The organism is Pseudomonadales bacterium (assembly GCA_024234615.1).
Classification (GTDB): domain Bacteria; phylum Pseudomonadota; class Gammaproteobacteria; order Pseudomonadales; family IMCC2047; genus JAJFKB01.
The window spans coordinates 194,619-218,938 of the sequence record JACKNY010000002.1 but is presented as its reverse complement, the minus strand read 5'-3'; the positions used below and the strand labels follow the sequence as shown (position 1 = coordinate 218,938).

Here is a 24,320-nt window from a genome sequence, read left to right as displayed (position 1 = left end):
GTTAGGTATTGCATGAGTGAGTCAAACGAAATACCCAGCCTGATTCCAGCGGAGCAATTACAAAACTGTGAATCCTGGCAAATGCCAACGCTTGAGGTTTCCGGCAGGGTGGTGAGCGCCTCCGGTAAATCTTCTCGTCGAGCGGGTAGAACCGATGCTGCCAGCGCCAGTCCTGAGCCGCTGACGGCCTCTAAAATAGAGGCCGTTCGCAAACAGGCTTATGCCGAAGGGCTGGCCTTGGGTAAGCAGGAAGGGTTACAACGAGCACAAGCAGAGGTTAACGAAAAGATCGCGCAGCTTAACCGAATTATGGGGCAGTTGATGCATCCCTTGGCAGAGCAGGGTGCTGATTTAGAAAAGGCTTTGGTCAAGCTCACCGGGGTGATTGCTCAAGCGGTGGTGCAAACCAGTATTCAATTAGATGGCGACAGGTTATTAAAGATTATTAAGCAGGCCTTAGCGCAACTGCCGGATGCCAGTCAAAATATTCGCGTGACCGTGCATCCTCAGGATGCGGAGCTGATTAAAAAAGCCGCGTCGCCGGAGTCTGATGAGTGGCGAATTATTGCCGATGCGAGTTTGGTGAGCGGTGGTTGTATTGTGAAAACCGACTACAGCTATGTCGATTTCACCTTGGAAAAACAATTTCAGTTAACCCTGCAAGATATCGTTAAACAGCACTTGGCGACGCAGCCAGATGACGACCCGAATGGGTTGACAGCCGGTGGTGTTGAATGAATCGGCGCAATTTAGCGGAACACATAGCGGCCTATGCTGATCATGTGCCGAATTCGATTCAGCCAGAGGTTGAGGGGCGCCTCACGCGTATTATTGGCATGACCATTGAGGCAGTTGGCTGCAACGTAGCGATGGGCGGACACTGCCTGATTGATGTTGATCAGGATCGTAGCATTGAAGCTGAGGTAGTCGGTTTTGCGGATAATCGAATATTTTTGATGCCGATTACCCGTGTTGAGGGGCTGCGTCCTGGTGCGCGCATTCGCGCTTTGAATAAGCGTAAAACGGTACCTGTCGGCTTCGGTTTGCTCGGGCGTGTGTTAAATGGCATCGGCGAGCCGATTGACGGTAAAGGGCCTTTGCATACCGATGCACGGGTGAGTCTTACCGGCAAGCCAATTAATCCCCTTGATCGTCATCCCATTGCCACGCCGCTGGATGTGGGTGTGCGCGCGATTAATGCCTTACTGACAGTAGGAAGAGGTCAACGTCTGGGCTTGTTTGCCGGTAGTGGCGTGGGTAAAAGCGTGCTATTAGGGATGATGACTCGCTTTACTGAGGCCGATATTACCGTCGTCGGTCTGGTGGGTGAGCGTGGTCGAGAGGTAAAAGAGTTTATCGAGCAGATACTGGGGGTGGAGGGACTTTCGCGCTCAGTGGTGGTTGCTTCGCCGGCGGATGATTCGCCCCTGATGCGGTTACGCTCAGCGATGCTGACGACGGCGGTGGCGGAGTATTTTCGCGATCAGGGAAAGAATGTATTGCTGCTGATGGACTCGCTTACAAGGTACGCCCAAGCGCAGCGTGAGTTAGCGCTGGCGGTGGGAGAACCACCAGCAACCAAGGGTTATCCACCCTCTGTTTTTGCTAAGCTGCCGCAACTGGTAGAGCGGGCAGGTAATGCCGCCAAGGGCAAGGGCTCCATCACTGGGTTTTACACGGTACTGACAGAAGGTGATGATCAGCAGGACCCTATTGCCGATGCCGCGCGCGCGATTTTAGATGGGCATATTGTGTTATCCAGAAAGCTAGCCGAGCAAGGGCATTACCCCGCCATTGATATTGAGGGTTCGATCAGCCGGGTGATGCCTCAGGTAGTGAGTGAGAAACAGCTCAAGCAAGCGCAGCGCTTCAAACAGGTCTACGCTCAATATCAGGAAAATCGAGACCTGATTAGCGTTGGCGCGTACAGCGCCGGTAGTGACCGCGACACAGATTACGCCATTCAACAAATGCCTGCTATGAAAAACTTTTTGCAACAAAGCCTGCAGCAGCCGGTTAATTTAGCGGCCAGTTTTGCACATTTGGCGACAGTGATTGAGACCTCGGCGAACTCTCAAACTGGGTCTCCTCAAAACCATCCCGTACCGGCAACCACAGGAGTCGCTAGACGATGAAAAAATCTGAACGCTTAACGCCCGTATTGAAGCTGGAAGAAATGAAAGAACAGCAAGCGGTCAAACGCTATGCTGATGCCCGTGTGCAATGTGAGCAAGAAAAGCAAAAGTTGCAACAGCTCATTGAATACAGCAAAGAGTACCAGGAGATGATTGAAGAGAAAGGACGTGTTGGCATCGCGGCGGATCGTCTGCAGTCTTATCATCGTTTTATCAATAAACTCAACCAGGCGATTACGCAACAGCAACAGCAGTTGTTGCTAGTACAACAGGAAGCTGAACAGCAGGAGCAGTATTGGCTGCGTCAGCGTGGTGCCACTATCAATATGGATAATTTAGTGTCGCGTTATGCCAGGGATGAGCGTTTAGTCACGGATAAAAAAGAGCAGAAAGAAATGGATGAACAAGCACAGCAAATGGCGGGTTTGTCACTATTCTAAGATAACCCTAACTTGGCCTGGCAATTGCAGTTATACCTACGAGGGCGACTCAGGACCCTGCGACAATCGATGACAACTTATACCGCTTTTGCTGGAGACAACTATGACTGCCATCAATCGGCCAACTGACGTATTGCTCAATTCAGAGGCACTTAAGACTAGCCAGTCCCGCCGCGAGAAATCGACGCTAACTGATTCAAATGATAGAAAAAATTCTTTTAATGAGCTGTTGTCAGCGAAACAGAAGGAAGCATCTGCCAGAGACAATAAAACACCCGAAACCAGTCGTCCTGAGGGCAAAAGGGAAGTTAAATCAGCGTCTGAAGAGTCTACAAGTGAGACGTTGCCAGCCAAGACGAAAACCGAAGCGAGCGGAAAAGCGGCGGTCGCTGGCGGCAATAGGTTGCCGCCTGAGCAAAGTGAAGCTGCTGAGCTAAAGGCCAAAGAATTTAATCCGTCGCAAGAAAAGATGAATATTAAGCTGGAACCATTGATCGAAGGTCAGCCACTCGCAGCTTCAACCTCAGTCTTGCCGGAGTCGAAGTCACTGCTTGAGCCAAGTGACGGTGGGGCTGAAGATATATCATTGTTAGAAAATGCGTTGAACTCGAAAGATCAGTTGGCCCCAGAGCATTCGACAGCAGCAGAAAACAGCCCGCTGTTAGCAGTGGTGGATATTAATAATGGCGATCTAACCCTGGAAGATGCAGCGGTTAAAGCGGACGGGATGCGGGAAGAATCTGTTGCTGGTGCAGAGGCCAGCTTGCTCGCGGCAATCAATCCGGCGGCTGTGGCAGGGAATCAGGTTGGATTGGAAAACGACTCGAATTTAACCTCAGAGACGCCTGAGGTTGTGCCGGGAGAGGGTATAAATGTTGAATTGGACGCTGCGGATAAAAAAGCCGTGCTCGATCAGAATGTCCTTGTGGCGGGGAGTTCGGACGCCGTTGCACTGGCCACAGTGGCGGCATCGGTTACAGCGCCACTGACCGCGCAGGATCAAGTTAAGCAAGCATCGGCGCCGTTAACACAGAGACTGGATGAATCGGTGCAGTTGCCTCCTCTCGGTAATGACGGGAGCATTAAAGAGGCTAAGAAAATAGATTTAAATATCACTGGGGAGTTGAAGCCAGAGCTGACGACACAGAGTTCTGCTCGACAGCTGCCCTTCGGATTCGAACTCAAACAGTGGCTGAGCGAAGCGAGAAGAGGTGTCGATCCTGTGGTTGCGCAATTACCAAGTGTAACGGATAAAGATCCGGCATTAGCTACAGACGCGCTAACCCCCGCTAGGCTACACAGCCTGACGCAGGCTATTCAGGGATTAAGCGGCGCGGGATTAAACGCCGCGCCACGTGCCACTATGGCCGTGAATATTCAACCACCAGTCGATTCTGCTGCCTGGAGTCAAGTGGTGGCTCAGCGTATTACCTGGTTGGCAGGTAATGGTATCAGAGCGGCGGAGCTGCAACTCAATCCGCAGGAGCTGGGGCCGGTGGAAGTTAAGATTAGAGTGAATAACGAGCAGACCAGTATTCATTTTACCAGCCAGCACGCCTCGGTTCGTGATGCGCTAGAGCTGTCGGTACAACGTTTGCGCGATATGCTTGAATCTAACGGCTTGGGTTTAGTTGATGTTAACGTGTCCGATCAATCGGGTTCGCAAGAGAGAGAGTCGACATCGGAATCGTCTCAGTCCAATTTTGTCGCTGAGTTTGCTCAAGACCAAGGTGCTGAAGCAACCTTGGTGCGGGTTGCAGAGACTAATTCTTTGGTGGATTACTATGTTTAAAGCCACCTCGGAAGCGTTTTGTTGAATAAAAATAACAGCTTTTATTTAGGCATGAAGTTCTCTCGTCATAGGGATTGTTGCTATAGTTAGTGATACTGAGGCATGGTTTGATGGAGTGATTGTTTAATGATCAATTCCCCATGAGCTAGCCACGAAAAAAAATCATATCGCAGGGAAAATTATGGCAGTTAAAGGTAAACAGAAAGGTAAAGCGAAAGAGGAAGAAGTATTAGAGGTAGAGGATGAATCTAAAAAGAGCAGTAATAAACGGATCATTATTATTGCCGCTGTTCTTTTAGGGATTGGGGTTAGTGCGATTGCGGGTTACTTTTTTATTGGCGGCGACAAAGAAACCACCACTGAGGTGGCGGGGATAGAGAACAAAAAGGTCCAATCAATTTATTTTAGACTCGAAAAACCCTTTGTCGTAAATATTCAAAGTAGCGGCAGACAGCGCCATATGCAGGTGGATGTCACTATTAAAGGCAAAGACCAACATGCCATGGATACCCTTAAGAAGCATGAGCCAGTTGTTAAAAATGACCTCAATCAACTGTTTGGAAGCCAGCAAATACAGGTGTTACAGACACAAGAAGGACTGTTGAAAATGAACGAGGATGCCACTAAAACGGTGCAGAGTTTTTTACAAAAGGAAATCGGTTCGCCAGGTATAGAGCAGGTGTTGTTTACCAATTTTGTAATGCAATAGTGAGACTCGGAGCAGGATTGCCAGTATGTCGGTAGATGAGCTTTTATCGAAGGACGAAATCGATGTCCTTTTAAACGGTGTCGATGAAGGTCGGGTGGCGGTAGAAGCTCCGTCAGAACCAGTGCAGCACCGGAGCACAGAAGCCTACGATTTTACTCGGCAGGATCATATCGTCCGTGGCCGCTTACCAACGCTAGAAATGATTAATGAGCGTTTTGTGCGGCATACCAAACTGAGTATGTTCAACATGTTGCGTGAAACTGTAGAAGTGACAGCTTGCGCGATTGAGAGTATTAAATTTTCTGAGTATATGCAGACCTTTGCCATGCCCACCAGTTTGAACATGGTAAAGATTCGACCATTGCGTGGCACGGCGCTGTTTGTGCTACATGCCGAACTGGTGGTTAAGTTGGTGGATAAGTTTTTTGGCGGTGGTGATCGTGAGGTTAATGTGGAGGAAAGAGAGTTTACCTCCACCGAGTTACGTATTATTAGAAAGGTGCTGGATCAAGCCTTTATTGATATGAAAGAAGCCTGGAAAACGGTGATGCCGGTGGATTTCGAGTTTACTGGTACGGAGTCGAATCCGGCGATGGCGAATATTATTAATCCCAGTGAAGTTGTTGTCCTTAGTACTTTTGAAATTGGCGTGGGCGAGTCTAAGGGAAAGTTTCAGATCGCGATTCCCTATTCTATGCTGGAACCCGTAAGAGAGACCCTTGATGCGGGTGTTCAGGCTGATGTGGAAGATACGGATGAACGTTGGGGGCAAGCCCTGAAAAAAGACATCCTGTACGCGCATGTGCCCATTAATTGCAGAATTGCTGAGCGTAAAATCACCCTGCGCGAGATATTGAGTTTTAAAGCTGGCGATGTGATTCCCATTAACATGCCAGATACCCATACTTTATCGGTGAACGGTGTACCTATTTTTGAAACGCGGTTAGGTATCTCGAATCAGCATCTGGCGCTGAAAATTATCTCTCAAATTAAACGTCCCAATTAGCTCTTTGTGGCGGTGTGGACTGGGTTAGGAGAACTGTATGGCGGACGAAGATAACCAAGTTGAAGAGGAGGTTGCGGTGGATAGCGCTGAAGAGTCAGCGGTTGAGCAGGACTGGCAGGAATCCGAGCAGCGAACAGCCGCTGAACCTGCTAATCTCGAGGAACTACGTGATGAGGGCCGCCGTGTGAACACAGCGACACCGGAACTGGATGTTATTTTGGATATTCCTGTCAGCATTTCTATGGAGGTTGGTAATACCGATATCACTATCCGTAACCTGCTACAGCTCAATCAAGGTTCCGTCATTGAACTGGATCGTTTGGCCGGAGAGCCACTTGATGTACGGGTCAATGGCACCCTCATTGCCCACGGCGAAGTCGTGGTGGTGAATGATAAGTTTGGTATTCGCTTGACGGATGTCGTGAGTCCGTCAGAACGTATTAAAAAATTGCGTTAAGGCGCGTCAATAATTCGACACTTGGCCCTTATGAAACCATTGCAAGTAATATTTAGGCGCCTGACGCTGCTCAGCCTCAGCACGAATTATGTCTATGCGGAGGAGGCGAGTAAGCCGGGGGTCGCCAGCGCTGATATCATTACCGTGATGCTGGGTTTAGCCTTTGTTCTGGTGTTGATATTTGGCTGTGCTTGGTTGATTAAGCGCCTAGGCGCTATACCCAATGCGGCGAATGGCGCAATTAAAGTGATTTCGGTCTTACCCATGGGTACCCGGGAGCGTATTTGTTTGGTCGAGGTCGGCGGCAAGCAGCTCTTGCTGGGCGTCACCGCCACCCAAATTTCCACCCTTCATTGTTTTGACGAACCGGTGGTTGACGCCACTCAATTTACCCCTTCATTTGGCAAGAATTCAGAATTTGCACAGAAATTGCATCAGTTAATGTCACGTCAGTAATGTGACATTTTTTTGTTGGTGCATATGCCTTTATTGTTATCGTTATTAAAACCTTTATTGCGCGCCTCGACGGTTTTCGCGTTGTTGCCGATCGCGCCTTTGGCGCTAGCAGCCGACCCCCTTGGTATCCCGGCTATAACCTTGACGACGGACGCGGATGGTACTCAGAACTATAGTGTGACCATCCAAATCCTCTTCATAATGACGGCGTTGACACTATTGCCAGCGCTGTTAATGATGATGACTTCATTCACGCGTATCATTATCGTCTTCGCTATCCTCCGCCAAGCTTTGGGATTGCAGCAAACGCCCTCGAATCAAATTCTGCTGGGCCTTACGCTGTTTCTAACCATTTTTATCATGACGCCGGTGTTCGAAAAGGTAAATGAAACGGCACTGCAACCCTATCTCAACTCCGAACTGCAGCCGTTGCAGGCGGTACAAGAAGCGGCTGGCCCCTTTCGGGAATTTATGCTCGGACAAACACGGGAAAGCGACCTGTCTTTATTTGCCCGCATTGCTAATATCGGTCAGCTCGATGATCCGAAGACGGTTCCCTTTAGAATTCTAGTGCCAGCCTTTGTGACCAGTGAGTTAAAAACGGCCTTTCAGATCGGGTTTATGATTTTTATTCCCTTTCTGGTGATCGATTTAGTGGTGGCCAGTGTATTGATGGCCATGGGTATGATGATGATGTCGCCCATTATTATTTCGTTACCCTTCAAAATCATGCTGTTTGTGCTGGTGGATGGTTGGGCAATGGTGATTGGCTCCCTAGCCGCGAGTTATGGGATTTGAGGAATAATAGCAGGCCATCTAACGGGTCAGCGAGGAGCTCATATGACGCCTGAAGTAGTGACCGGATTATTTGGTGAGGCGCTTTTTTTAGCGGTGGTGATGGTCGCAGTGATTGTGGTGCCAAGCTTATTGGTGGGTTTAGTGATCAGCATGTTTCAGGCCGCGACACAGATCAATGAACAGACCCTGAGCTTTTTGCCGCGGTTACTCATCACCCTCTTGACCATTATGGCGGCTGGCCCTTGGTTGATTAGTCGACTGTTGGAATTTGCGGAGCGCATATTCAGTGATATTCCGGCTTTAATTGGCTAGCTGTGAAAGGGTTGGTCGCGAATTGGTTAATTTTAGTAATAGGAATTGATGATGCTGGAAATTCCAGTCGGTGAACTGACTGCATGGCTTGGCCGATTCCTGTGGCCTTTTTTCCGCATCAGTGCTTTTTTTATGGCAATGCCAGTCATCGGTACTCAGTTAGTGCCGATGCGGGTGCGGTTAGGGCTTAGTATTGTTGTGACCTTGGTTGTGGCGCCATTGCTGCCAGATATGCCACGTGTCGATGGCTTGTCCATTGCAGCATATCTGTTGATTGGACAACAGGTGCTCTTAGGTGTTGTCATGGCCTTTGCACTGCAATTGTTATTTCAGATATTCATTGTCGCGGGACAAATGATTTCCTACCAGATGGGGCTAGGCTTCGCCTCCATTGCCGACCCGGTGAATGGGGTATCCGTTGCAGTGCTCAGTCAGTTTTATTTGATGTTAACGATGCTTTTGTTTTTATCGATGAATGGGCATTTGGTCGTCATTGATGTGTTAGTGGAAAGTTTTAGAGTTATACCGGTAAGTCTAACGTTATTTGATGTCGGCATACTTTGGCAAATTGTTGCCTGGGGGGCTTGGATGTTTGCGGGCGCGGTGATTATTGCGTTACCTGCAGTAACGGCATTACTGGTCGTTAACTTTGCTTTTGGCATTATGAACCGTGCCGCGCCGCAATTGAATATCTTCTCGTTGGGGTTTCCGTTCACCATGTTATTTGGCTTGCTGATTGTCTTTATCAGCCTGTCCGGATTTTTGCCGCAATACCAGACAATTGCTGAGGAAGGTATGGTGATGATGCGGCAGTTAATAGGGATGCCGTGAAAATGTATTCTCCGTTACATCGTAAGAGGTTCTAGCCGGTGGCAGAAGAGCAGGATTCCAGTCAGGAACGCTCGGAGGAAGCAACTCCGAAACGTCGTTCTGACGCGCGCGAAAAGGGTGACATCGCCCGCTCTAAAGAGCTCAACACCGCCGCAATTTTAATCGGCGGTGCAGTTGGTATGATTCTCTTCGGCGGAGTTATTGTTGCGGGCTTAGCGCGAATGATGCGTTACAATCTTGTACTGGATCGGCGGGATATCTTTGAAGTGGATTTCATGGCGATACACCTCAGTGCTTCTATGGTTGAAAGCTTGGTTTCATTGTTGCCGGTTTTTACGGTATTGATTTTGGCCGCTATCCTTGGCCCGTTGGCGCTGGGCGGTTGGGTGTTAAGCGCGAAAGCGCTGGCGCCGCAGTGGAGCCGGCTGAGCTTGCTCAAAGGTCTGAAACGGATGTTCGCGGTGCGGGCGCTGATGGAACTCCTAAAGAGTATTGCTAAAGTGGTGTTGGTGGTCGCCTTGGCTATTCTCATATTACTCGCACTATCGCCTGAGATCATTAGCATTGGGAAACAGGATACGGTAGCGGCGATGGTGACTTCTCTCGACGTGGTGGGCTGGGCTGTGCTGGGTTTGAGCTGCACAATGCTGATCATTGCCGCCATCGATATACCCTTCCAACTTTATGATCATACGCGCAAGCTGAAAATGACTCGCCAAGAAGTGAAGGATGAAATGAAGAACACTGAAGGCAAGCCAGAGGTGAGGAGCCGCATCAGACAGCTTCAGTATGATATGTCGCAACGCCGAATGATGTCAGCCGTACCAGAGGCTGATGTGGTGATTACTAACCCCGAGCACTTTGCGGTAGCGCTTCGCTACAACTCGAATCAGATGGGCGCTCCGGTATTGGTGGCGAAAGGTGCTGATTTGGTTGCCCAAAAAATTCGTGAGATTGCGCTGGCGCACAAGGTGCCGATTCTGGCTTCTCCGCCGCTGGCACGAGCGGTTTTCTACAGTACTGAAATTGACCAACAGATTCCAGCCGGGCTCTATGTGGCAGTGGCGCAAGTGTTGGCTTATGTGTTCCAGTTAAAAAGGTTCAAACAGGGTAAAGGCCAACGGCCGGGTAAATTGCCGGAGATGGAGATTCCAGAAAATTTGCGGCGTGATAAATAACAACTGAAGCCGTCTTATATTTGTGTGTGAATTCTAATCTAGGCTAAAATCCATGTGATTCGATGCCAAACGAGTGAAAAACAAGTAATGCCCTTCGTAAAAACAACGCAGCGAACCACTATAAAGTATCTAGGTTGGCCGTTGTGAGAACGCATTTTAACTATTTGAGCTGGCCTAAAGCCGTTCTTCTCATACTCAGCATCAGTCTCCTCAGCTCAGCCTGTTCGAAACAGACGCCACATCTTGTGATTAAACTGAAGCAGGGTCAATTACAAAACTTGCCGATGGGTTCTTGGCTAACCTTTTTTGATTTTGATTATTCCGAAGGGGCAGAGGATTTAAAGCTCCAGGCAGTGGCGAAACTGCAAGCGCATGCGGCATTAGTGGATGAGTATGTGTATGAAGACGAAGATAATAAAGTCGGGGCGAGAGTCTGGGATTTTCAGGGTATACGCATTAAGGAAGAGTATTACCAAGGTGGTGTTTGGGAGGGGCCTAAGGTGATGCCGGCACAGGAGTATTACGTGGGTGGGGCAGCCGAAAATCTCTGGATCACCATCGAGTTCGAGAAAGGCATAGCCTATTCTGAATTATTACCTGATCAGTACCAGATGCTTGACCCGGTGCGAACGTACGAACATGCGGTGACCGTGGAATCCTCGGCGGACCAGCATCGACGACTTTTCCTGTTTGGCTATGGCCCGCTGTGTCGAAGAATTTCTTTATTTTAATCAGCGTTTGTCTTCCATTTCCGGCCCACCCATAAACCATTCCTTTTTGCGATAGACCAAGTTCTGGCTTTTAGCGACCATTTCACCTGTTTGATCTCGCACGATAATGTCGTAAAGCGCCGTGCGGCCACTCTGGTGTTGTTCAATCGCTTCGGCAACTAGCTGGTCTCCCGGTTTAGTTGCTTTCAGGAAGACGATATCAACATTCAAGGCTACGGCCATTTGGCCGCGAGAATTACTGGCTGCAGCGAAGGCCATGTCGCCCAGTGAAAATACCAATCCGCCATGGGTCATGCCGTGGAAATTAACCATATCCTTAGTCACAGTGAGCGATACCCGGCTATGCCCCGGCGCAACAATCTCCATTGTTGCTCCTAGGAATTTGGCAAAGGGGTCTTTTGCCATGAATTCAACAATTTCATCTTGGGTTGATTTTGTCATCAAGGGCTACCTTCATTTAAACCGATTCAAATGGGCACTGTCAGCAATACTTACATACTTACTTCAAAATTTCTGCTAAAAATATTTCAATACCCTATAACAGGTTGTTAATAAAGGAAATTAAAATTTTTGGCGTAATTTATGCTTTAAAAAAGTAGGTTAGAAAACCTAGTGTCATTGGGGTGACCAGTTTTATCGGGAAGAGAAGTGTCTGAGCCAATTTTGGGACAAATAATATGCACGGGATACGAATGATCGGAATAAAAGCGCTCTTCGTTGTTGGCCTTGCTTTAACGCTATTTTTAAGTAGTCATGCTACCGCTATCGAAATCAGACAGATCGATGGTACGGGTAATAATTTAGTCAACACTATTAATGCAAGTGCCAACAGTGAACTGTTACGGCTACTTCCGGCAGCCTATGATGATGGCGTTTCAGAGCCAAGAGGTGGAGCCAGCGGTACTAGTCTTCCTAGCGCCAGAGCAATCAGTAATGCACTCGCTGCACAGTCTGTGGTTATGCCCAGCGCCAGGGGCGTAAGTAGTTGGCTTTGGCAGTGGGGTCAGTTTATCGATCACGATTTGGATTTGACTGGCTCGAATTCCGCTGAGCCGTTTAATATTGTAGTTCCTATGGGCGACCCTAGCTTTGATCCGGCTGCAGAGGGCAATAAGCTCATCCACCTTGATCGTTCTATCTTCAATACAGCCGGTAGCGGGCCGCGTCAGCAGATTAATCAGATAACCGCCTTTATCGACGGCTCTAACGTTTATGGCTCCGATGCATTGCGGGCTGCCGATTTGCGGGCGTTTGACGGCAGCGGCAAGCTTAGAACCAGCAATGCTGCCAATGGTGAAGTTCTGCTGCCGTTTAATACCAGTGGCCTTGAAAATGCTATGCCGGGGCCTGGCACGGCGGCGGACTTTTTTATTGCTGGAGATATCCGGGCTAATGAGCAAATCGGGCTAACCGCTACTCATACACTTTTTATGCGCGAACATAATCGACTTGCCGATGAAATTAAAAGTCGACTCGATAGTGGTATTGACCCGCTGCTTTCTTCCATGCGGGATTCGGCGATTCTTGCGATAGGTAATGGTATCAATAATCAGGGTGATTTTATCTATGAAGCCGCGCGTAAAGTGGTGGGTGCGCAGATACAAAAGATTACCTATGATGAATTTATCCCTGTGTTGCTGGGGGATAACGCCTTGCCGACCTATAGTGGCTATGATGAGAGTGTTAATCCGGGGATTACCAACGCCTTTTCCACTGCGGCTTTCCGGGTCGGCCATACCATGCTGCCGGCAGCGTTATTGCGTAGCCATGATTTGGATATTTCAAGCGCAAATAGCATTGCGCTTAGGGATGCTTTTTTCAATCCTCAGGAAATCATTAACAACGGCATTGATACGCTGTTAATTGGCATGTTGCTGCAACCTGCTCAGGAAGTTGACACTAGAATTGTTGATGATGTGCGTAATTTCCTTTTTGGTCACCCCGGCGCGGGTGGGTTTGATCTTGCGTCTCTTAATATTCAACGCGGTCGAGATCATGGTCTGGCGAGCTACAATGATTATCGAGAATTATATGGCTTGGGACGAGCGACAGATTTTACCGATATTACCGCTGGCGATTTAGAGCTAGCGGCATTGTTTAGCAGCGTTTATGGTGGTGACATCGATGCGGTTGATCTCTGGGTTGGTGGGTTGGCCGAACAACACTATAACGGTGGTATGGTTGGTGAAACCTTTTGGCGAATTTTGGCGGATCAGTTTGCTCGCTTGCGTGATGGCGACCGGTTTGCGTTTCTTAATGCGGCTGAAATGGAAGATCTGCTTATGATTGACCCCATGTTTGAACAGCATACCCATCTTAACGATATTATCGAACGAAATACCAGTTATACCGGAATGCCGGAGACTATGTTTATGTTACAAGCACAGGTGCCCGCCCCGGGAACGCTGGTATTGCTTCTTTTAGGAATGATCGGGTTATTGTTACGGCTCTATGTTTTTGACTCGCGATTCTAGAAAGAGGTATCTCAACGGGTTTTGCCAATTTCTGGGTTACCTTCAAGCTTGGCAATCACTTCAGTTTTGCTCAGTCCGGTTATTTCCATAATCTTATGCGCGGAGGTCTTTCCTACTGTGATGGTGACGTTCGCTTGAGGTAGTTTAAGCGCCGAAGCAACTAGCTTTTCGACGGCTGTATTTGCTTTGCCTTTTTCGGCAGGGGCTCTGACGCGTACTTTTAGCGCATCCCCTAACCATCCGGCGATACTGTCCTGGGCGGCGCCAGGTACTATTTTTAGTTTTAATTTCATTTTGGTTTTAACTTCACAGGGTATTTCTGCCAATGTCCTCATAGTTAAAGTAATCAATAATGACTGATACATCGTTCTGCGGCATGACCACCGCGCCAACCCATCCAGCCATTACTCGCAACGCAGCAACCTGCCATAAACAAGGCTGTTGTTCTGTAAACAACGGACGGAATTGATTCTCAGTAAATTCATCGAGGCAAAGTGTCAGTTTGGGATCGCCACCGCGTAGCCCTAGTCCTTGCGCTTTTTTATAGGCTTCATACTGTGTCCAGGCTAACAAGAAGCTGAGTTTTCTTTGGGGTTCTGCTTGTGCCATGATGGCAGCAACAGTCGCTTCCGAAAAATAACGACGAGCGATTCCCAAAATATTTCTTTTGATATTGACCTGCTCCAGGTCAATACCCAGGTCGATGTCAAGTGCCACCGCAAGTGCTGCCTGATCCCCAGAGTGTGACAGATTGAAGCGGATATCCCGGTCGTATAGGTCGGGCATTAGTATGGGTTTATTCAGTGCCGTATTAGCGAGTCGGAGCTGCACAACGGGAATGCCTAGGTAGCCCGCTAAAATAGATCGAACGGCAACATGAGTCCTTACAAATCGCTGCTTTGCAATACTATCGTGGATTGCCTCCGCGCGTTTCTTTTCCTCCTTTCCGAGTAGCTCGAAATCTTCCTTCGCATATATTGAGCTGGAAGCAAGCGGTATTTGCCAGATGTGCAACGAGTTGTTCGGTAATGAGCGTGTCGTCGAGGGCACTTTGAATCGATTTCCTCATTAAATTTCTGAGACCAAGGATAGCCTAAAGAGGCAGGGATGGGGATAGCCGTTAAAAAATAGTTGACCGAATTGGTAAAGCTGGAAAGCTTTTTGCAGGGTTCCTTTGTGAGGATCAAAAGCGTCAATATTTTGATGCGCGTATGGATGGCAGTGTTTTATGCACGGGGTGGTATGAACCAGCAGGTAATTTTAAACAACTTTAGAATCGCAGCGCAGGGTAATTTTCTGATTCCGCTGTTGTTGCTCGTGGTGTTGGCGATGATGACCCTGCCAGTGCCACCTTTTTTACTGGATGTGCTGTTCTCCTTCAATATTACTTTGGCACTGGTAGTTCTGTTAGTTGGTGTTTATTCGCTGCGCCCGTTAGATTTTGCAGTTTTTCCTACGGTGCTACTGGTTGCAACGCTGTTACGTTTAGCGCTGAATGTGGCATCAACGCGGGTGGTGTTGTTACAGGGTCACGAAGGTGGTGACGCCGCTGGAAAGGTGATTGAAGCCTTTGGTTCCGTCGTGATTGGTGGCAATTATGTGGTGGGTCTGGTGGTGTTTTTGATCCTGATCATTATTAACTTTGTGGTGGTGACTAAGGGTGCCGGACGAATTTCAGAGGTCAGCGCGCGTTTTACCTTGGATTCTATGCCCGGTAAGCAAATGGCTATTGACGCGGACATGAATGCTGGCCTGATTAGCCAGGACGAGGCTAAACAGCGTCGCGTTGAAGTGGCGCGCGAAGCGGATTTTTATGGTGCGATGGATGGTGCCAGCAAGTTTGTACGTGGTGATGCTGTGGCTGGCTTACTGATTCTGATGATCAATATCATCGGCGGTCTCAGTATTGGTATGGCACAGCATGATTTAGATTTCAGTACCGCAATGCGCTATTACTCATTATTGACCATCGGCGACGGATTAGTGGCACAGATTCCTGCTCTCTTGCTTTCAACTGCCGCTGCTATCATGGTGACACGGGTAAACTCCGAGCATGAAATGGCGAAACAAATTACTAGTCAAATGTTTGCTTCGCCGAAAGCGCTGGCGGTTGCCGCCGTGATTTTGACGGTGATGGGACTGGTTCCGGGCATGCCACATGTGGCATTTTTAGGTTTAGCCCTGATAGCGGGTAGTGGCGCTTATTGGATTTCACACCGGAAAATCCAAGCAGAAGCACAGGCTGAAGGTGATCGTAAGCAGGCCTTGCAGGCGGTGCCAGCGCAAGAAAAAGTTAAAGAATTGAGTTGGGATGATGTCATGCCGGTCGATATGATCGGGCTAGAAGTCGGTTATCGACTCATTCCCCTGGTGGATAAAACCCAAGGTGGGCAACTGCTAGGGCGGATAAAGGGTATACGGCGCAAGCTGTCCCAGGATTTAGGTTTCTTAATGCCAACAGTCCATATTCGCGACAACCTGGATCTTGCGCCGAATCATTATCAAATTACCTTGATGGGTGTCAATCTGGCAGAAGCGGAAATACACCCTGACCGTGAGCTGGCCATCAATCCAGGACAGGTTTTCGGGCAGTTAAATGGCATTCCAGGCAAAGACCCAGCCTTTGGGCTGGATGCCGTTTGGATTGAAGAAGGACAAAAATCACATGCCCAAACCCTGGGTTTCACGGTGGTCGACGCTAGCACCGTAATCGCTACGCACCTTAACCATATTATGCAAAAGCATGCGCACGAGCTGTTAGGGCATGAAGAAGTACAGCAACTGATGGAGCTATTAGGTAAGAGTTCGCCGCGATTGGCGGAGGACTTAGTGCCAACGTTAATTCCTCACAGTGTGTTACTCAAAATTCTGCAAAATTTACTCTTGGAACAGGTTCCGATCCGCGATATCCGCACCATTGCTGAAGCCATCGCCGAAGTTGCTCCCAGAACACAGGATCCGGGTACGTTGACTTCCGTTGTGAGAATTGCGCTGGCGCGGTCAATCGTACAGGGAATCGTTGGCAGCCAGGCCATGCTAGAGGTGATTACCCTGGACTCCGCATTGGAGCAGCTGCTGATGAAGTCGGTGCAACAGGCGCAACAATTAGGTGATGTCGCAGAGGACTCTGCGGTGCTTGAGCCAAGTATGGCGGAAAGACTACAGAGTTCGTTGGCCAAAGCTGCGGAGAAACAAGAGCTGATTGGTAAACCGCCGGTCTTACTCGTGGCAGCTCCTATTAGGCCGTTAATGGCGCGCTTTGTGCGCTTTGGATTACAAAATGTTCAAGTCCTGTCCTATCAGGAAATTCCCGATAATCGACAAGTTACCATCATTGCAACGGTAGGCAGAAATTAGCGCCTGCATATGGGTCTAGGAGTTAAACTCGATGAAAACTGAAACTAGTAAGATGCAAGTAAGACGATACATAGCCCAAGACATGCGCCAAGCCTTGAAGCAAATTCGAGAAGAGCTGGGACCCGAGGCGGTGATTTTATCAAACAAGCGCGTGCCCGGTGGTGTCGAGATATTAACGGCGCTGGATTACGACGCGACTACTTTTGCTGTGTCTAGCGACGAAGCTTCGACAAAAACGAGTGCTATGGACGCTGGCGCTAAGCATTCACATTCCATTCCATCGGCAGCGTCAAAGGCTGGGCACTCTCAAAATCAATTGGACTCGGCTTTTGAGGCGCTGCTGAATCAGCATCTGCAATCGAACCCGCAAAAAAATCTGGATGAGGATTTGATGGCAGCGATGCGATCAGAAATTGAAAGTTTGCGCTTCCTGCTAAAGGATCAGATGGAGCAGATGACACGGGAGAACTGGAACGCAAGAAATCCGGTTGAGGCCGCTGTCATGCAGCGTTTTGAAAAATATCGGTTGAGCACTAAAGTGACGAGGCCCATTGCACGGCAGGTGGCACAGCATATCACTATTGAAGAGGGCTGGCGGGCTGCAATTGCTATCCTTCGAAAGCAAATTCCAATTGTTGATAACAACCAGTTCAATCAGGGTGTTGTTGCGTTGCTCGGACCAACCGGTGCGGGTAAAACAACAACCATTGCAAAGTTGGCAGTACGTTTCGCGCTACGCCACGGACGTGATGAGCTGGCGTTAGTTACCACCGATAGATATCGGTTGGCGGCTTACGAACAGTTAAAAGCATTAGGCCGGATCATTGATGTGCCGGTTAGATTAGTGGAGGAGAACACTAACTTGAATAAGGTGTTGCGTTCATTACGGGATAAATCACTGGTGCTGATTGATACGGCTGGATTTCAACAGGCAGATGATGAACGCCGACAGCAGCTCGAAGCATTGGAAAGCGCCAATGTGAATATTAAGAAGTTGCTGGTATTACCTTGCACCAACCAGGATTCGACGTTGCGGGCGGCCTACGATCTACTTGCAAAGAGTCGTATTGACGCCTGTATTCTGAGTAAAACTGATGAAACCATGAGTTTTGGAGAAGTAATCAGTCTAGTGGTAGAAAAAGCACTGCCGGTAGCCTATATTACCAATGGACAAAGCATTCCTGATGACCTTCAGACAGCGCATGCTGAAAGTTTAATTAGGTTGTTGTTTAAACAGCAAAAAATAACAGACATTCAAGTACCTGACATCACTAAAACGGTGCGCCCCATGACAAATTCGAGGGCGTATGCTGGGAATTAATCATTATGAACCGATTGCAGCCAGAGAGCAGCGCCTGTTAATGAGTACTATTAATCCTGTTCGTGTGATCGCCGTGACTGGCGGTAAAGGCGGAATCGGTAAAACTAATGTTTCCGTGAATTTAAGCCTGGCACTCGCAAAGCTGGGTCGGCGCGTGGTTTTAATGGATGCGGATCTTGGTTTAGCCAATGTTGATGTACTGCTGGGTATCGAAGCGAAAAAAAATATTGCGGATGTGCTTAGCGGAGAATGCTCACTTGCCGATGTAATGGTCGAAGGACCGATGGGAATTAAAATTGTTCCCGCCTCATCCGGGATTAGATCAATGGTGTCGTTGACGGTAGCAGAGCATGCGGGTCTCATCCAGGCGTTCAGCGAAATAGACAAAGAGCTGGACGTGTTAATTGTCGATACCGCGGCGGGAATTTCTGATGCCGTCACCAGTTTTGTACAGGCAGCTCAGGAAGTGCTGGTAGTGGTATGCAATGAGCCGACCTCAATTACCGATGCCTACGCGTTGATTAAAGTACTTAACAGAGATCATGGCGTTTTTAAGTTTAATATTCTGGCCAACATGGTGCATTCACCCGATGATGAGCGGGAAATTTTTGAGAAATTAAATAGAGTGTCCGAGCGCTTTTTAAATGTGGCGTTGAAGCGGGTGGGCTCGATTCCTTATGACGAAATGCTGGTCAAATCGGTAAAAAAACGCCAACCGGTATATGAGGCCTATCCACGAGCGAAATCCTCTTTGGCATTTAAGCAATTGGCGAATGCGGTTGATGCTTGGCCATTGCCGAAATCTGCCAAGGGACACCTGGAATTTTTTATCGAAAGACTGATACAAAGTGAGGTTAGCGTTTAACTCTGCCAATTTCACCAGTACTCAAAGAAGCTATTAACCTTAACTAGCATGCAACAGAGCAACGTAAGAGCATTATGCTACCAATGCAAAAGCTGACAATGTACTCACAGGCGGGAGTTGGCAGCTCAGCCATCGACGCAACCGCTTTGGTGGAGCAATATGCGCCTATGGTCAAGCGTATTGCTCACCACCTGTTGGCCCGTTTGCCAGCCAATGTACAGGTTAATGACCTGATCCAAGCGGGGATGATTGGGCTGCTTGAATCAGCTAGAAAGTATGATGCGACCAAGGGCGCTAGCTTTGAGACCTATGCCGGGATACGCATTCGCGGAGCGATGCTTGATGATGTGCGTAAGGATGATTGGGCGCCACGCTCGGTGCACCGTAATGCGCGACGTATTGCCGACGCTATTAAAGCAATTGAATCCAGAACCGGGCGTGATGCGCATGATGCTGAGGTAGCAAAGGAACTGAATATTAGTTTGGATGATTATTATAGCCACTTGCAAGATAGCGCAGGTACGAGATTGTTTAGTTTTGACGAGGTGCAGGAAAATGATGAAAATTGCGCCGAAACCCAGAGTAGCTTCGCCGACGAAGGGCCTCTGGATAATGTACAGAATCAGCTTTTTCGTTCCTGCCTGGCGCGCGCAATCTCCGGGTTACCAGAGCGAGAAAAATTAGTTCTGGCGCTTTATTACCGAGAAGAAATGAACCTTAAGGAAATAGGCAGTGTTTTGGGCGTGAGTGAGTCGCGAGTGAGTCAAATTCATAGTCAGGCCGCGTTGCGTTTGAAGGCAAGGTTAACGGACTGGCGTGATATAGATGAATAGGCTGTGGTAGGCAGGCTGCGGATTATGGTAAGTACTGAATCGGTACTGAAGCCCTCGCTAAGAGATGACTGAGGAAGATAAATGGATGTGTTAAGTATAGTTGGTGTTGTCCTTGCCTTTGTCGCAGTGCTTGGCGGAAACTTTATTGAAGGTGGTTCTATCGGAGCCTTGTTTAATGCCCCCGCAGGACTGATCGTCATTGGTGGCACCTTGGGCGCAGCCATATTGCATACCTCCTATGAGAATCTTAAACGAGCTCTCACTATTCTTATCTGGGTTTTTAAACCACCGCAACAGGATATTACAGGCGCTGTCAGTAAAGTGATCAGCTGGAGTATGACAGCGCGTAAGGAAGGTCTGCTGGGGTTGGAAACATTGGTGGATGCCGAGACTGAATACTTTACGCAAAAGGGGCTGAGGCTGCTGGTAGATGGTACCGAGCCGGATGCGATCAGGCGTATTATGGAGGTTGATCTTTTTGTGACCGAGCAAAAGGATTTACAGGGCGCCCGGTTTTTTGAATGTATGGGCGGGTACTCGCCCACTATCGGCATTATCGGTGCTGTGATGGGGCTGATTCATGTGATGCGCAATTTGGCTGATCCGAGCCAACTGGGCTCGGGTATTGCAACCGCCTTTGTCGCCACCATTTATGGAGTGGGGTTGGCAAACCTGTTGTTTTTGCCAATTGCAAGTAAACTAAAGAGTGTTGTGCAGGATCAGTATCAGTATCGGGAAATGGTTATTGAAGGTGTTGTCGCCATCGCTGAAGGCGAAAACCCCAGAGCCATTGAGATGAAACTGCAAGGCTACTTAAAGAGGTAAATTGAATGCCTCGCCGCGACCCTCATTCAAGCCATGACCAGGAGAATCACGAACGTTGGTTAATCTCCTATTCGGACTTTATTACATTATTATTCGCGTTCTTTGTCGTCATGTATTCGATTTCTTCGGTTAATGAGGGTAAGTATAAGGTATTATCCAAGACCTTGATTGGGGCATTCGATGTGGTGGAGAAAAAACAGACATCCAGTTCCAATTTAGTAGAGTTGGGTGAATATGTGAAAAATAGTCTGATTGATTTCCCCGGTCAGTCTAATAAAGAAGGTGATTTAGTCGATACGGATCAGGCACAAAAAAGCCAGTTAGGTCAGCTGTCAGAGCAGGTCGAATCAGCTTTTGCAGATCTGATTGAAGATAAGGTAATTGCCATTAACGGCAATGAAACCTGGGTTGAAATATCCTTAAGCTCTGGATTACTTTTTGGCAGCGGCAGCGCCACCCCCAGTGCGGCAGCACAACCGATACTGGAGGAAATAGCGGGGATTCTAAGCGGCTATAAAAACCCCATTCGCGTTGAAGGTTTTACCGATAACGTACCGATAAGCTCAACCGTTTTCCCCTCTAACTGGGAGTTATCCTCTGCCCGTTCCGCCACCGTCGTCAGGCTTTTGGCGCAGGCCGGTGTGGAGGCAAACCGTATGGCGGCAATTGGATATGGCGAATATCAACCGGTTGCATCGAATGAGACCGCTGAAGGGCGAAACGAAAACCGGCGAGTCGTGTTGGTGGTATCCAAAGATTTAGACTTGCGGCGCACAGCCAGCGGTGCGGGGGAGCCGACGGCGGAATCGGCTGAGGATAATACCTTTCTGAAGGAAAAAAACAACGTTAAAACACTAGAGCTGGAAGGTGGCGGACTCTTGTTTACGAAAGATGAGAAGAAAAAATGATGGTGTTTAATTACCTCTGGCTTGCCTTGGGTCTGTTGGCGCTAATAAGCACCATTGCACTGCTAAAGGCAGTGTTTCTAAAGGAGCAGCTTGCCGCACTGCAAAAGAGTTCTGGCGAGCGGATTGATAAGCTTGAAAACGAGTTGTCTGCGTTGTTGGATGGCAGTTTTGGTATGGGTAATCAATTGAATGAACTGCAAAGAGATATGAAGGATACGCGGGAAAAACAACAGCAGTTGGAGCAGCGTGACCTCGGTGCGTTACCTTATAATCAGGCCGTTCGGATGGTCGCCAGTGGAGCTACGGCCGACCAGCTGGTCAATCAGTGTGGGCTCTCGCGTTCGGAAGCTGATTTGATAATGCTGTTGCACAAAAGTTCGCCTCCAGTGGTTGAGCCAATTGGGACAGCAACTCGTGACAGTAAAGCACAATTCGATAACCAATTTAATCAGCCAGATAGAGTCGATACTAGTGAACTATCGGCCAATACAAACCGCGAGTTTATGGATGACATTGCTGGAATAGATGCACTTCCCGATGAAGATGGCCTTGAGAGGTTAGATACGATTGAGGGTGACGATGAACCTATCGAAAATCAAAGTGAACAGACATCTTCTATTGAACGAGCGAACCAACCAAAAGGCGAATAGTTTGCCTGGAAGGCTTTAAATTCCCGTTCCCAATTGAAGCCGCTATTTATAGCTGTTCCAGGCAATTGACGGAACTTTTAATCAGTTTCGTGTTTTAATGCTGAGTTTTACGCGAACAACCTTTCCAAGCCAACCAGTCGGTAGCGCCTAAATGCTGATAAAAAATACAAAAAATTCTTACGGCCTAGTTGCTATCGCGATGCACTGGATTATAGCCTTGCTGATTATTGGTTTATTCATAATGGGCATTTGGATGCGAGAGTTGGGATATTATGATCCTTGGTATCACCGTGCCCCCGAGCTGCATAAAAGTATCGGGTTGTTAGTGCTTTTTCTTTTGATCTTCCGTTACTTCTGGCGTCAGTTTGATCCGATTCCTGAGCCTTCAGGTAATCTCGCTCGCTGGGAAAAGGTCACTTCCCGTATTGCGCATGCCAGTCTTTATCTGTTGGCGTTAATCATTATTGGCAGCGGTTATTTGATTGCTACGGCTGATAATATAGGGGTCACATTTTTTGGCTGGTTTAATATTCCGGTTATTATTAATCCCTTTAACCACCAGGAAGATATTGCGGGAGAAATTCATGAAATTATTGCTTGGATAATGATGGCTTTGGTGTTGCTGCATACATTTGCTGCGTTGAAACATCATTTCTTTGATAAGGATGTAACATTAAGACGTATGCTGGGAATGTCCCGGCGTCCATGAACCCATAAGAAGGAGAGAAAAATGCAAACACGACGATTGATGGTTATTGTTTTTACGGTACTGATGTTGGCAACGGGGTCGTTGTTCGCAGCGGACTATGTGGTGGATTCAAAAGGTATGCATGCGTCCATTAATTTTCGTATTAAACACTTGGGGTATAGCTGGTTAACAGGTCGTTTTAATAAGTTTGAAGGTATATTTAGTTTTGATGAAAACAATGTCAGTGCAACCAAAATTGTTATTGATATTGACCCTGCCAGTGTTGATACCAATCACGCTGAACGTGATAAACATTTACGTGAAGGAGATTTTCTGGAGGTAAAAAAATACCCGATAGCTAAATTTGTCAGTACTCGAGTTGAGGCTTTGGGCGAGGGAGAAGCGATAATCCATGGTGATTTGACATTACACGGCGTTACCAAGTCGATTGCTATTAAAGCAAATGCCGTAGGCGGTGGACCCGACCCCTGGGGAGGTTATCGTCAAGGGTTCTCAGGGGTAACTAAAATAGCGTTGAAGGATTTTGGTATTGATTTTGATTTAGGGCCGGCCTCCACCGACGTAGAGTTTGATTTGCAGATTGAAGGAGTGCGTCAAGGCGGCTAACCGCACAAACACATTGTTGTCTAGCCAGACAAGCAGAAATGAGAATACCCCGCTGGTTGATACCTGTCGGGGTATTTTTTTGGAACTTAATCAGAGGTGACTTAACTATTCAGAGAGCTTTGTCCGATGACGTATTGTCGAGAGCAGTAATGACGTGAATGGCTCGTTTAGCTATACAGGGTCGGGGTGGGATGAAAAAAATACAGATTGAAATAGATTCATGCTAAGATTTCCGCTCTCCTGTGCCAAGCGCGTACTTATTTTTCTTTACAACAGATGCTATCGAAACAATGCCTAGTAATCAGCAATTTAATATAGAACAGTGGTTGGTCTATCGACTGTGGCGGATTTCGCAAGAAGCGGGGTTCTCTCTTGAAAAATTCTATGCCAAAAAATTTGGCTTAAGCGGGTTTGATTGGCGGCTTATTGCCGCAGTAGCTACCTACGCACCAATTTCGGCGAAGGGGTTAGCCGAAGTGTTGGATTTGAGCCAAGTGCAAATGACACGCGCCCTGACAAACCTGATTGACGAAGGTATGATCAGTCGGCGTATGGATAAAGCGGATCGCAGGCGCATTGTGCTGCGCTTGACCAAAAAAGGGCAGGATATCTATCAGCAGATTACACCCAAGGCTGAGGCGGTCGAAATAGATATGTTATCTGATCTTGAAGCGAGCGAACGTAAACAGTTTTTAGATACTTTAACACGTATTGAAGAGAAAATTATTCGTTAAGGATTTGTAGAGTTTTCCGCGTGAAGCACACCCTATGCGAGGCATGACTAATGCGCCAAATTTTGCCGATATTAATAGGGATGAGAACAGCGATATTAATAGGGATGAGAACAGCGATTTTAATATTGAAGAATTGACGGTGCATCAAAACCAAAATCGGCAGTATATGGTGCCGTAGTAAAAATAGAATTTT

At 48.0% G+C, this 24,320-nt stretch carries 28 protein-coding genes; 25 read left to right on the top strand and 3 right to left on the bottom strand.

What is annotated here, in order from left to right:
• The first annotated feature begins 12 nt into the window (after nucleotides 1-12).
• The 13 genes from H6995_10200 (at nucleotide 13) to H6995_10140 (ending at nucleotide 10,845) form a co-directional block, all read left to right on the top strand.
• Nucleotides 13-738: a flagellar assembly protein FliH gene (locus H6995_10200; protein MCP5215367.1), complete on the top strand. Its 726-nt coding sequence runs from the start codon at nucleotides 13-15 to the stop codon at nucleotides 736-738.
• Nucleotides 735-2,135, top strand: coding sequence for a flagellar protein export ATPase FliI (fliI, locus tag H6995_10195; GenBank protein MCP5215366.1), 1,401 nt, complete (start codon nucleotides 735-737; stop codon nucleotides 2,133-2,135). Before H6995_10200 ends, fliI begins: the two co-directional genes overlap by 4 nt.
• A complete protein-coding gene (gene fliJ, locus H6995_10190; protein MCP5215365.1) occupies nucleotides 2,132-2,575 on the top strand; it encodes a flagellar export protein FliJ in 444 nt (147 codons plus the stop codon). Before fliI ends, fliJ begins: the two co-directional genes overlap by 4 nt.
• 103 nt (nucleotides 2,576-2,678) lie before the next feature.
• The gene (locus tag H6995_10185; protein MCP5215364.1) at nucleotides 2,679-4,367 is read left to right on the top strand and encodes a flagellar hook-length control protein FliK; all 1,689 of its coding nucleotides are present in this window, start codon (nucleotides 2,679-2,681) and stop codon (nucleotides 4,365-4,367) included.
• Nucleotides 4,368-4,548: 181 nt separating this feature from the next.
• A complete protein-coding gene (locus H6995_10180; protein MCP5215363.1) occupies nucleotides 4,549-5,076 on the top strand; it encodes a flagellar basal body-associated FliL family protein in 528 nt (175 codons plus the stop codon).
• A 25-nt stretch (nucleotides 5,077-5,101) separates the two neighbouring features.
• The gene (gene fliM / locus H6995_10175; GenBank protein ID MCP5215362.1) at nucleotides 5,102-6,082 is read left to right on the top strand and encodes a flagellar motor switch protein FliM; all 981 of its coding nucleotides are present in this window, start codon (nucleotides 5,102-5,104) and stop codon (nucleotides 6,080-6,082) included.
• A gap of 37 nt (nucleotides 6,083-6,119) precedes the next feature.
• Nucleotides 6,120-6,539, top strand: a complete 420-nt coding sequence (gene fliN / locus H6995_10170) for a flagellar motor switch protein FliN (GenBank protein ID MCP5215361.1) — start codon at nucleotides 6,120-6,122, stop codon at nucleotides 6,537-6,539.
• A 30-nt stretch (nucleotides 6,540-6,569) separates the two neighbouring features.
• Nucleotides 6,570-6,995: a flagellar biosynthetic protein FliO gene (gene fliO / locus H6995_10165; protein MCP5215360.1), complete on the top strand. Its 426-nt coding sequence runs from the start codon at nucleotides 6,570-6,572 to the stop codon at nucleotides 6,993-6,995.
• A 24-nt stretch (nucleotides 6,996-7,019) separates the two neighbouring features.
• On the top strand, nucleotides 7,020-7,793 hold the full coding sequence (fliP, locus tag H6995_10160; protein ID MCP5215359.1) for a flagellar type III secretion system pore protein FliP: 774 nt from the start codon (nucleotides 7,020-7,022) through the stop codon (nucleotides 7,791-7,793).
• Nucleotides 7,794-7,835: 42 nt separating this feature from the next.
• Nucleotides 7,836-8,105, top strand: coding sequence for a flagellar biosynthesis protein FliQ (fliQ, locus tag H6995_10155; GenBank protein ID MCP5215358.1), 270 nt, complete (start codon nucleotides 7,836-7,838; stop codon nucleotides 8,103-8,105).
• A gap of 51 nt (nucleotides 8,106-8,156) precedes the next feature.
• Nucleotides 8,157-8,936: a flagellar type III secretion system protein FliR gene (gene fliR / locus H6995_10150; GenBank protein MCP5215357.1), complete on the top strand. Its 780-nt coding sequence runs from the start codon at nucleotides 8,157-8,159 to the stop codon at nucleotides 8,934-8,936.
• Nucleotides 8,937-8,974: 38 nt separating this feature from the next.
• Nucleotides 8,975-10,114: a flagellar biosynthesis protein FlhB gene (flhB, locus tag H6995_10145; GenBank protein ID MCP5215356.1), complete on the top strand. Its 1,140-nt coding sequence runs from the start codon at nucleotides 8,975-8,977 to the stop codon at nucleotides 10,112-10,114.
• A 143-nt stretch (nucleotides 10,115-10,257) separates the two neighbouring features.
• Complete coding sequence (locus tag H6995_10140; protein ID MCP5215355.1) at nucleotides 10,258-10,845, top strand: hypothetical protein; 588 nt, start codon at nucleotides 10,258-10,260, stop codon at nucleotides 10,843-10,845.
• Here the strand turns inward: H6995_10140 and H6995_10135 are convergent, their stop codons facing one another.
• Nucleotides 10,846-11,286: a hotdog fold thioesterase gene (locus H6995_10135; protein MCP5215354.1), complete on the bottom strand. Its 441-nt coding sequence runs from the start codon at nucleotides 11,284-11,286 to the stop codon at nucleotides 10,846-10,848.
• Nucleotides 11,287-11,537: 251 nt separating this feature from the next.
• Between H6995_10135 and H6995_10130 the strand changes: the two genes are divergently transcribed.
• Nucleotides 11,538-13,319, top strand: a complete 1,782-nt coding sequence (locus H6995_10130; protein MCP5215353.1) for a peroxiredoxin — start codon at nucleotides 11,538-11,540, stop codon at nucleotides 13,317-13,319.
• An 11-nt stretch (nucleotides 13,320-13,330) separates the two neighbouring features.
• Here H6995_10130 and H6995_10125 read toward each other — a convergent pair whose 3' ends face one another.
• The gene (locus H6995_10125) at nucleotides 13,331-13,612 is read right to left on the bottom strand and encodes a DUF167 domain-containing protein (protein ID MCP5215352.1); all 282 of its coding nucleotides are present in this window, start codon (nucleotides 13,610-13,612) and stop codon (nucleotides 13,331-13,333) included.
• A 13-nt stretch (nucleotides 13,613-13,625) separates the two neighbouring features.
• Nucleotides 13,626-14,369 (bottom strand): 4'-phosphopantetheinyl transferase superfamily protein, encoded by a 744-nt coding sequence (locus H6995_10120; GenBank protein ID MCP5215351.1) that lies wholly within the window; start codon nucleotides 14,367-14,369, stop codon nucleotides 13,626-13,628.
• Between the two features lie 192 nt (nucleotides 14,370-14,561).
• Between H6995_10120 and flhA the strand changes: the two genes are divergently transcribed.
• From flhA to H6995_10065, 11 genes are all read left to right on the top strand, one after another.
• Complete coding sequence (gene flhA / locus H6995_10115; GenBank protein MCP5215350.1) at nucleotides 14,562-16,676, top strand: flagellar biosynthesis protein FlhA; 2,115 nt, start codon at nucleotides 14,562-14,564, stop codon at nucleotides 16,674-16,676.
• A gap of 31 nt (nucleotides 16,677-16,707) precedes the next feature.
• Entirely contained in the window at nucleotides 16,708-17,997 is a 1,290-nt protein-coding gene (flhF, locus tag H6995_10110; protein MCP5215349.1) for a flagellar biosynthesis protein FlhF, read from the top strand.
• A gap of 40 nt (nucleotides 17,998-18,037) precedes the next feature.
• Nucleotides 18,038-18,862 carry a MinD/ParA family protein gene (locus H6995_10105; protein ID MCP5215348.1) on the top strand — a complete coding sequence of 275 codons (825 nt, stop codon included), beginning with the start codon at nucleotides 18,038-18,040 and terminating at the stop codon, nucleotides 18,860-18,862.
• 98 nt (nucleotides 18,863-18,960) lie between these two features.
• Nucleotides 18,961-19,695, top strand: a complete 735-nt coding sequence (locus H6995_10100; GenBank protein MCP5215347.1) for an RNA polymerase sigma factor FliA — start codon at nucleotides 18,961-18,963, stop codon at nucleotides 19,693-19,695.
• 81 nt (nucleotides 19,696-19,776) lie between these two features.
• Entirely contained in the window at nucleotides 19,777-20,520 is a 744-nt protein-coding gene (locus tag H6995_10095; protein MCP5215346.1) for a flagellar motor protein, read from the top strand.
• A gap of 5 nt (nucleotides 20,521-20,525) precedes the next feature.
• On the top strand, nucleotides 20,526-21,428 hold the full coding sequence (motD, locus tag H6995_10090; protein ID MCP5215345.1) for a flagellar motor protein MotD: 903 nt from the start codon (nucleotides 20,526-20,528) through the stop codon (nucleotides 21,426-21,428).
• Nucleotides 21,425-22,078, top strand: coding sequence for a DUF2802 domain-containing protein (locus H6995_10085; GenBank protein ID MCP5215344.1), 654 nt, complete (start codon nucleotides 21,425-21,427; stop codon nucleotides 22,076-22,078). Before motD ends, H6995_10085 begins: the two co-directional genes overlap by 4 nt.
• A 154-nt stretch (nucleotides 22,079-22,232) precedes the next feature.
• On the top strand, nucleotides 22,233-22,787 hold the full coding sequence (locus H6995_10080; protein ID MCP5215343.1) for a cytochrome b: 555 nt from the start codon (nucleotides 22,233-22,235) through the stop codon (nucleotides 22,785-22,787).
• Nucleotides 22,788-22,808: 21 nt separating this feature from the next.
• Nucleotides 22,809-23,393, top strand: a complete 585-nt coding sequence (locus H6995_10075; protein MCP5215342.1) for a YceI family protein — start codon at nucleotides 22,809-22,811, stop codon at nucleotides 23,391-23,393.
• A gap of 290 nt (nucleotides 23,394-23,683) precedes the next feature.
• On the top strand, nucleotides 23,684-24,127 hold the full coding sequence (locus tag H6995_10070; GenBank protein MCP5215341.1) for a winged helix-turn-helix transcriptional regulator: 444 nt from the start codon (nucleotides 23,684-23,686) through the stop codon (nucleotides 24,125-24,127).
• Between the two features lie 34 nt (nucleotides 24,128-24,161).
• Nucleotides 24,162-24,305 (top strand): hypothetical protein, encoded by a 144-nt coding sequence (locus H6995_10065; GenBank protein ID MCP5215340.1) that lies wholly within the window; start codon nucleotides 24,162-24,164, stop codon nucleotides 24,303-24,305.
• Nucleotides 24,306-24,320: the final 15 nt, after the last annotated feature.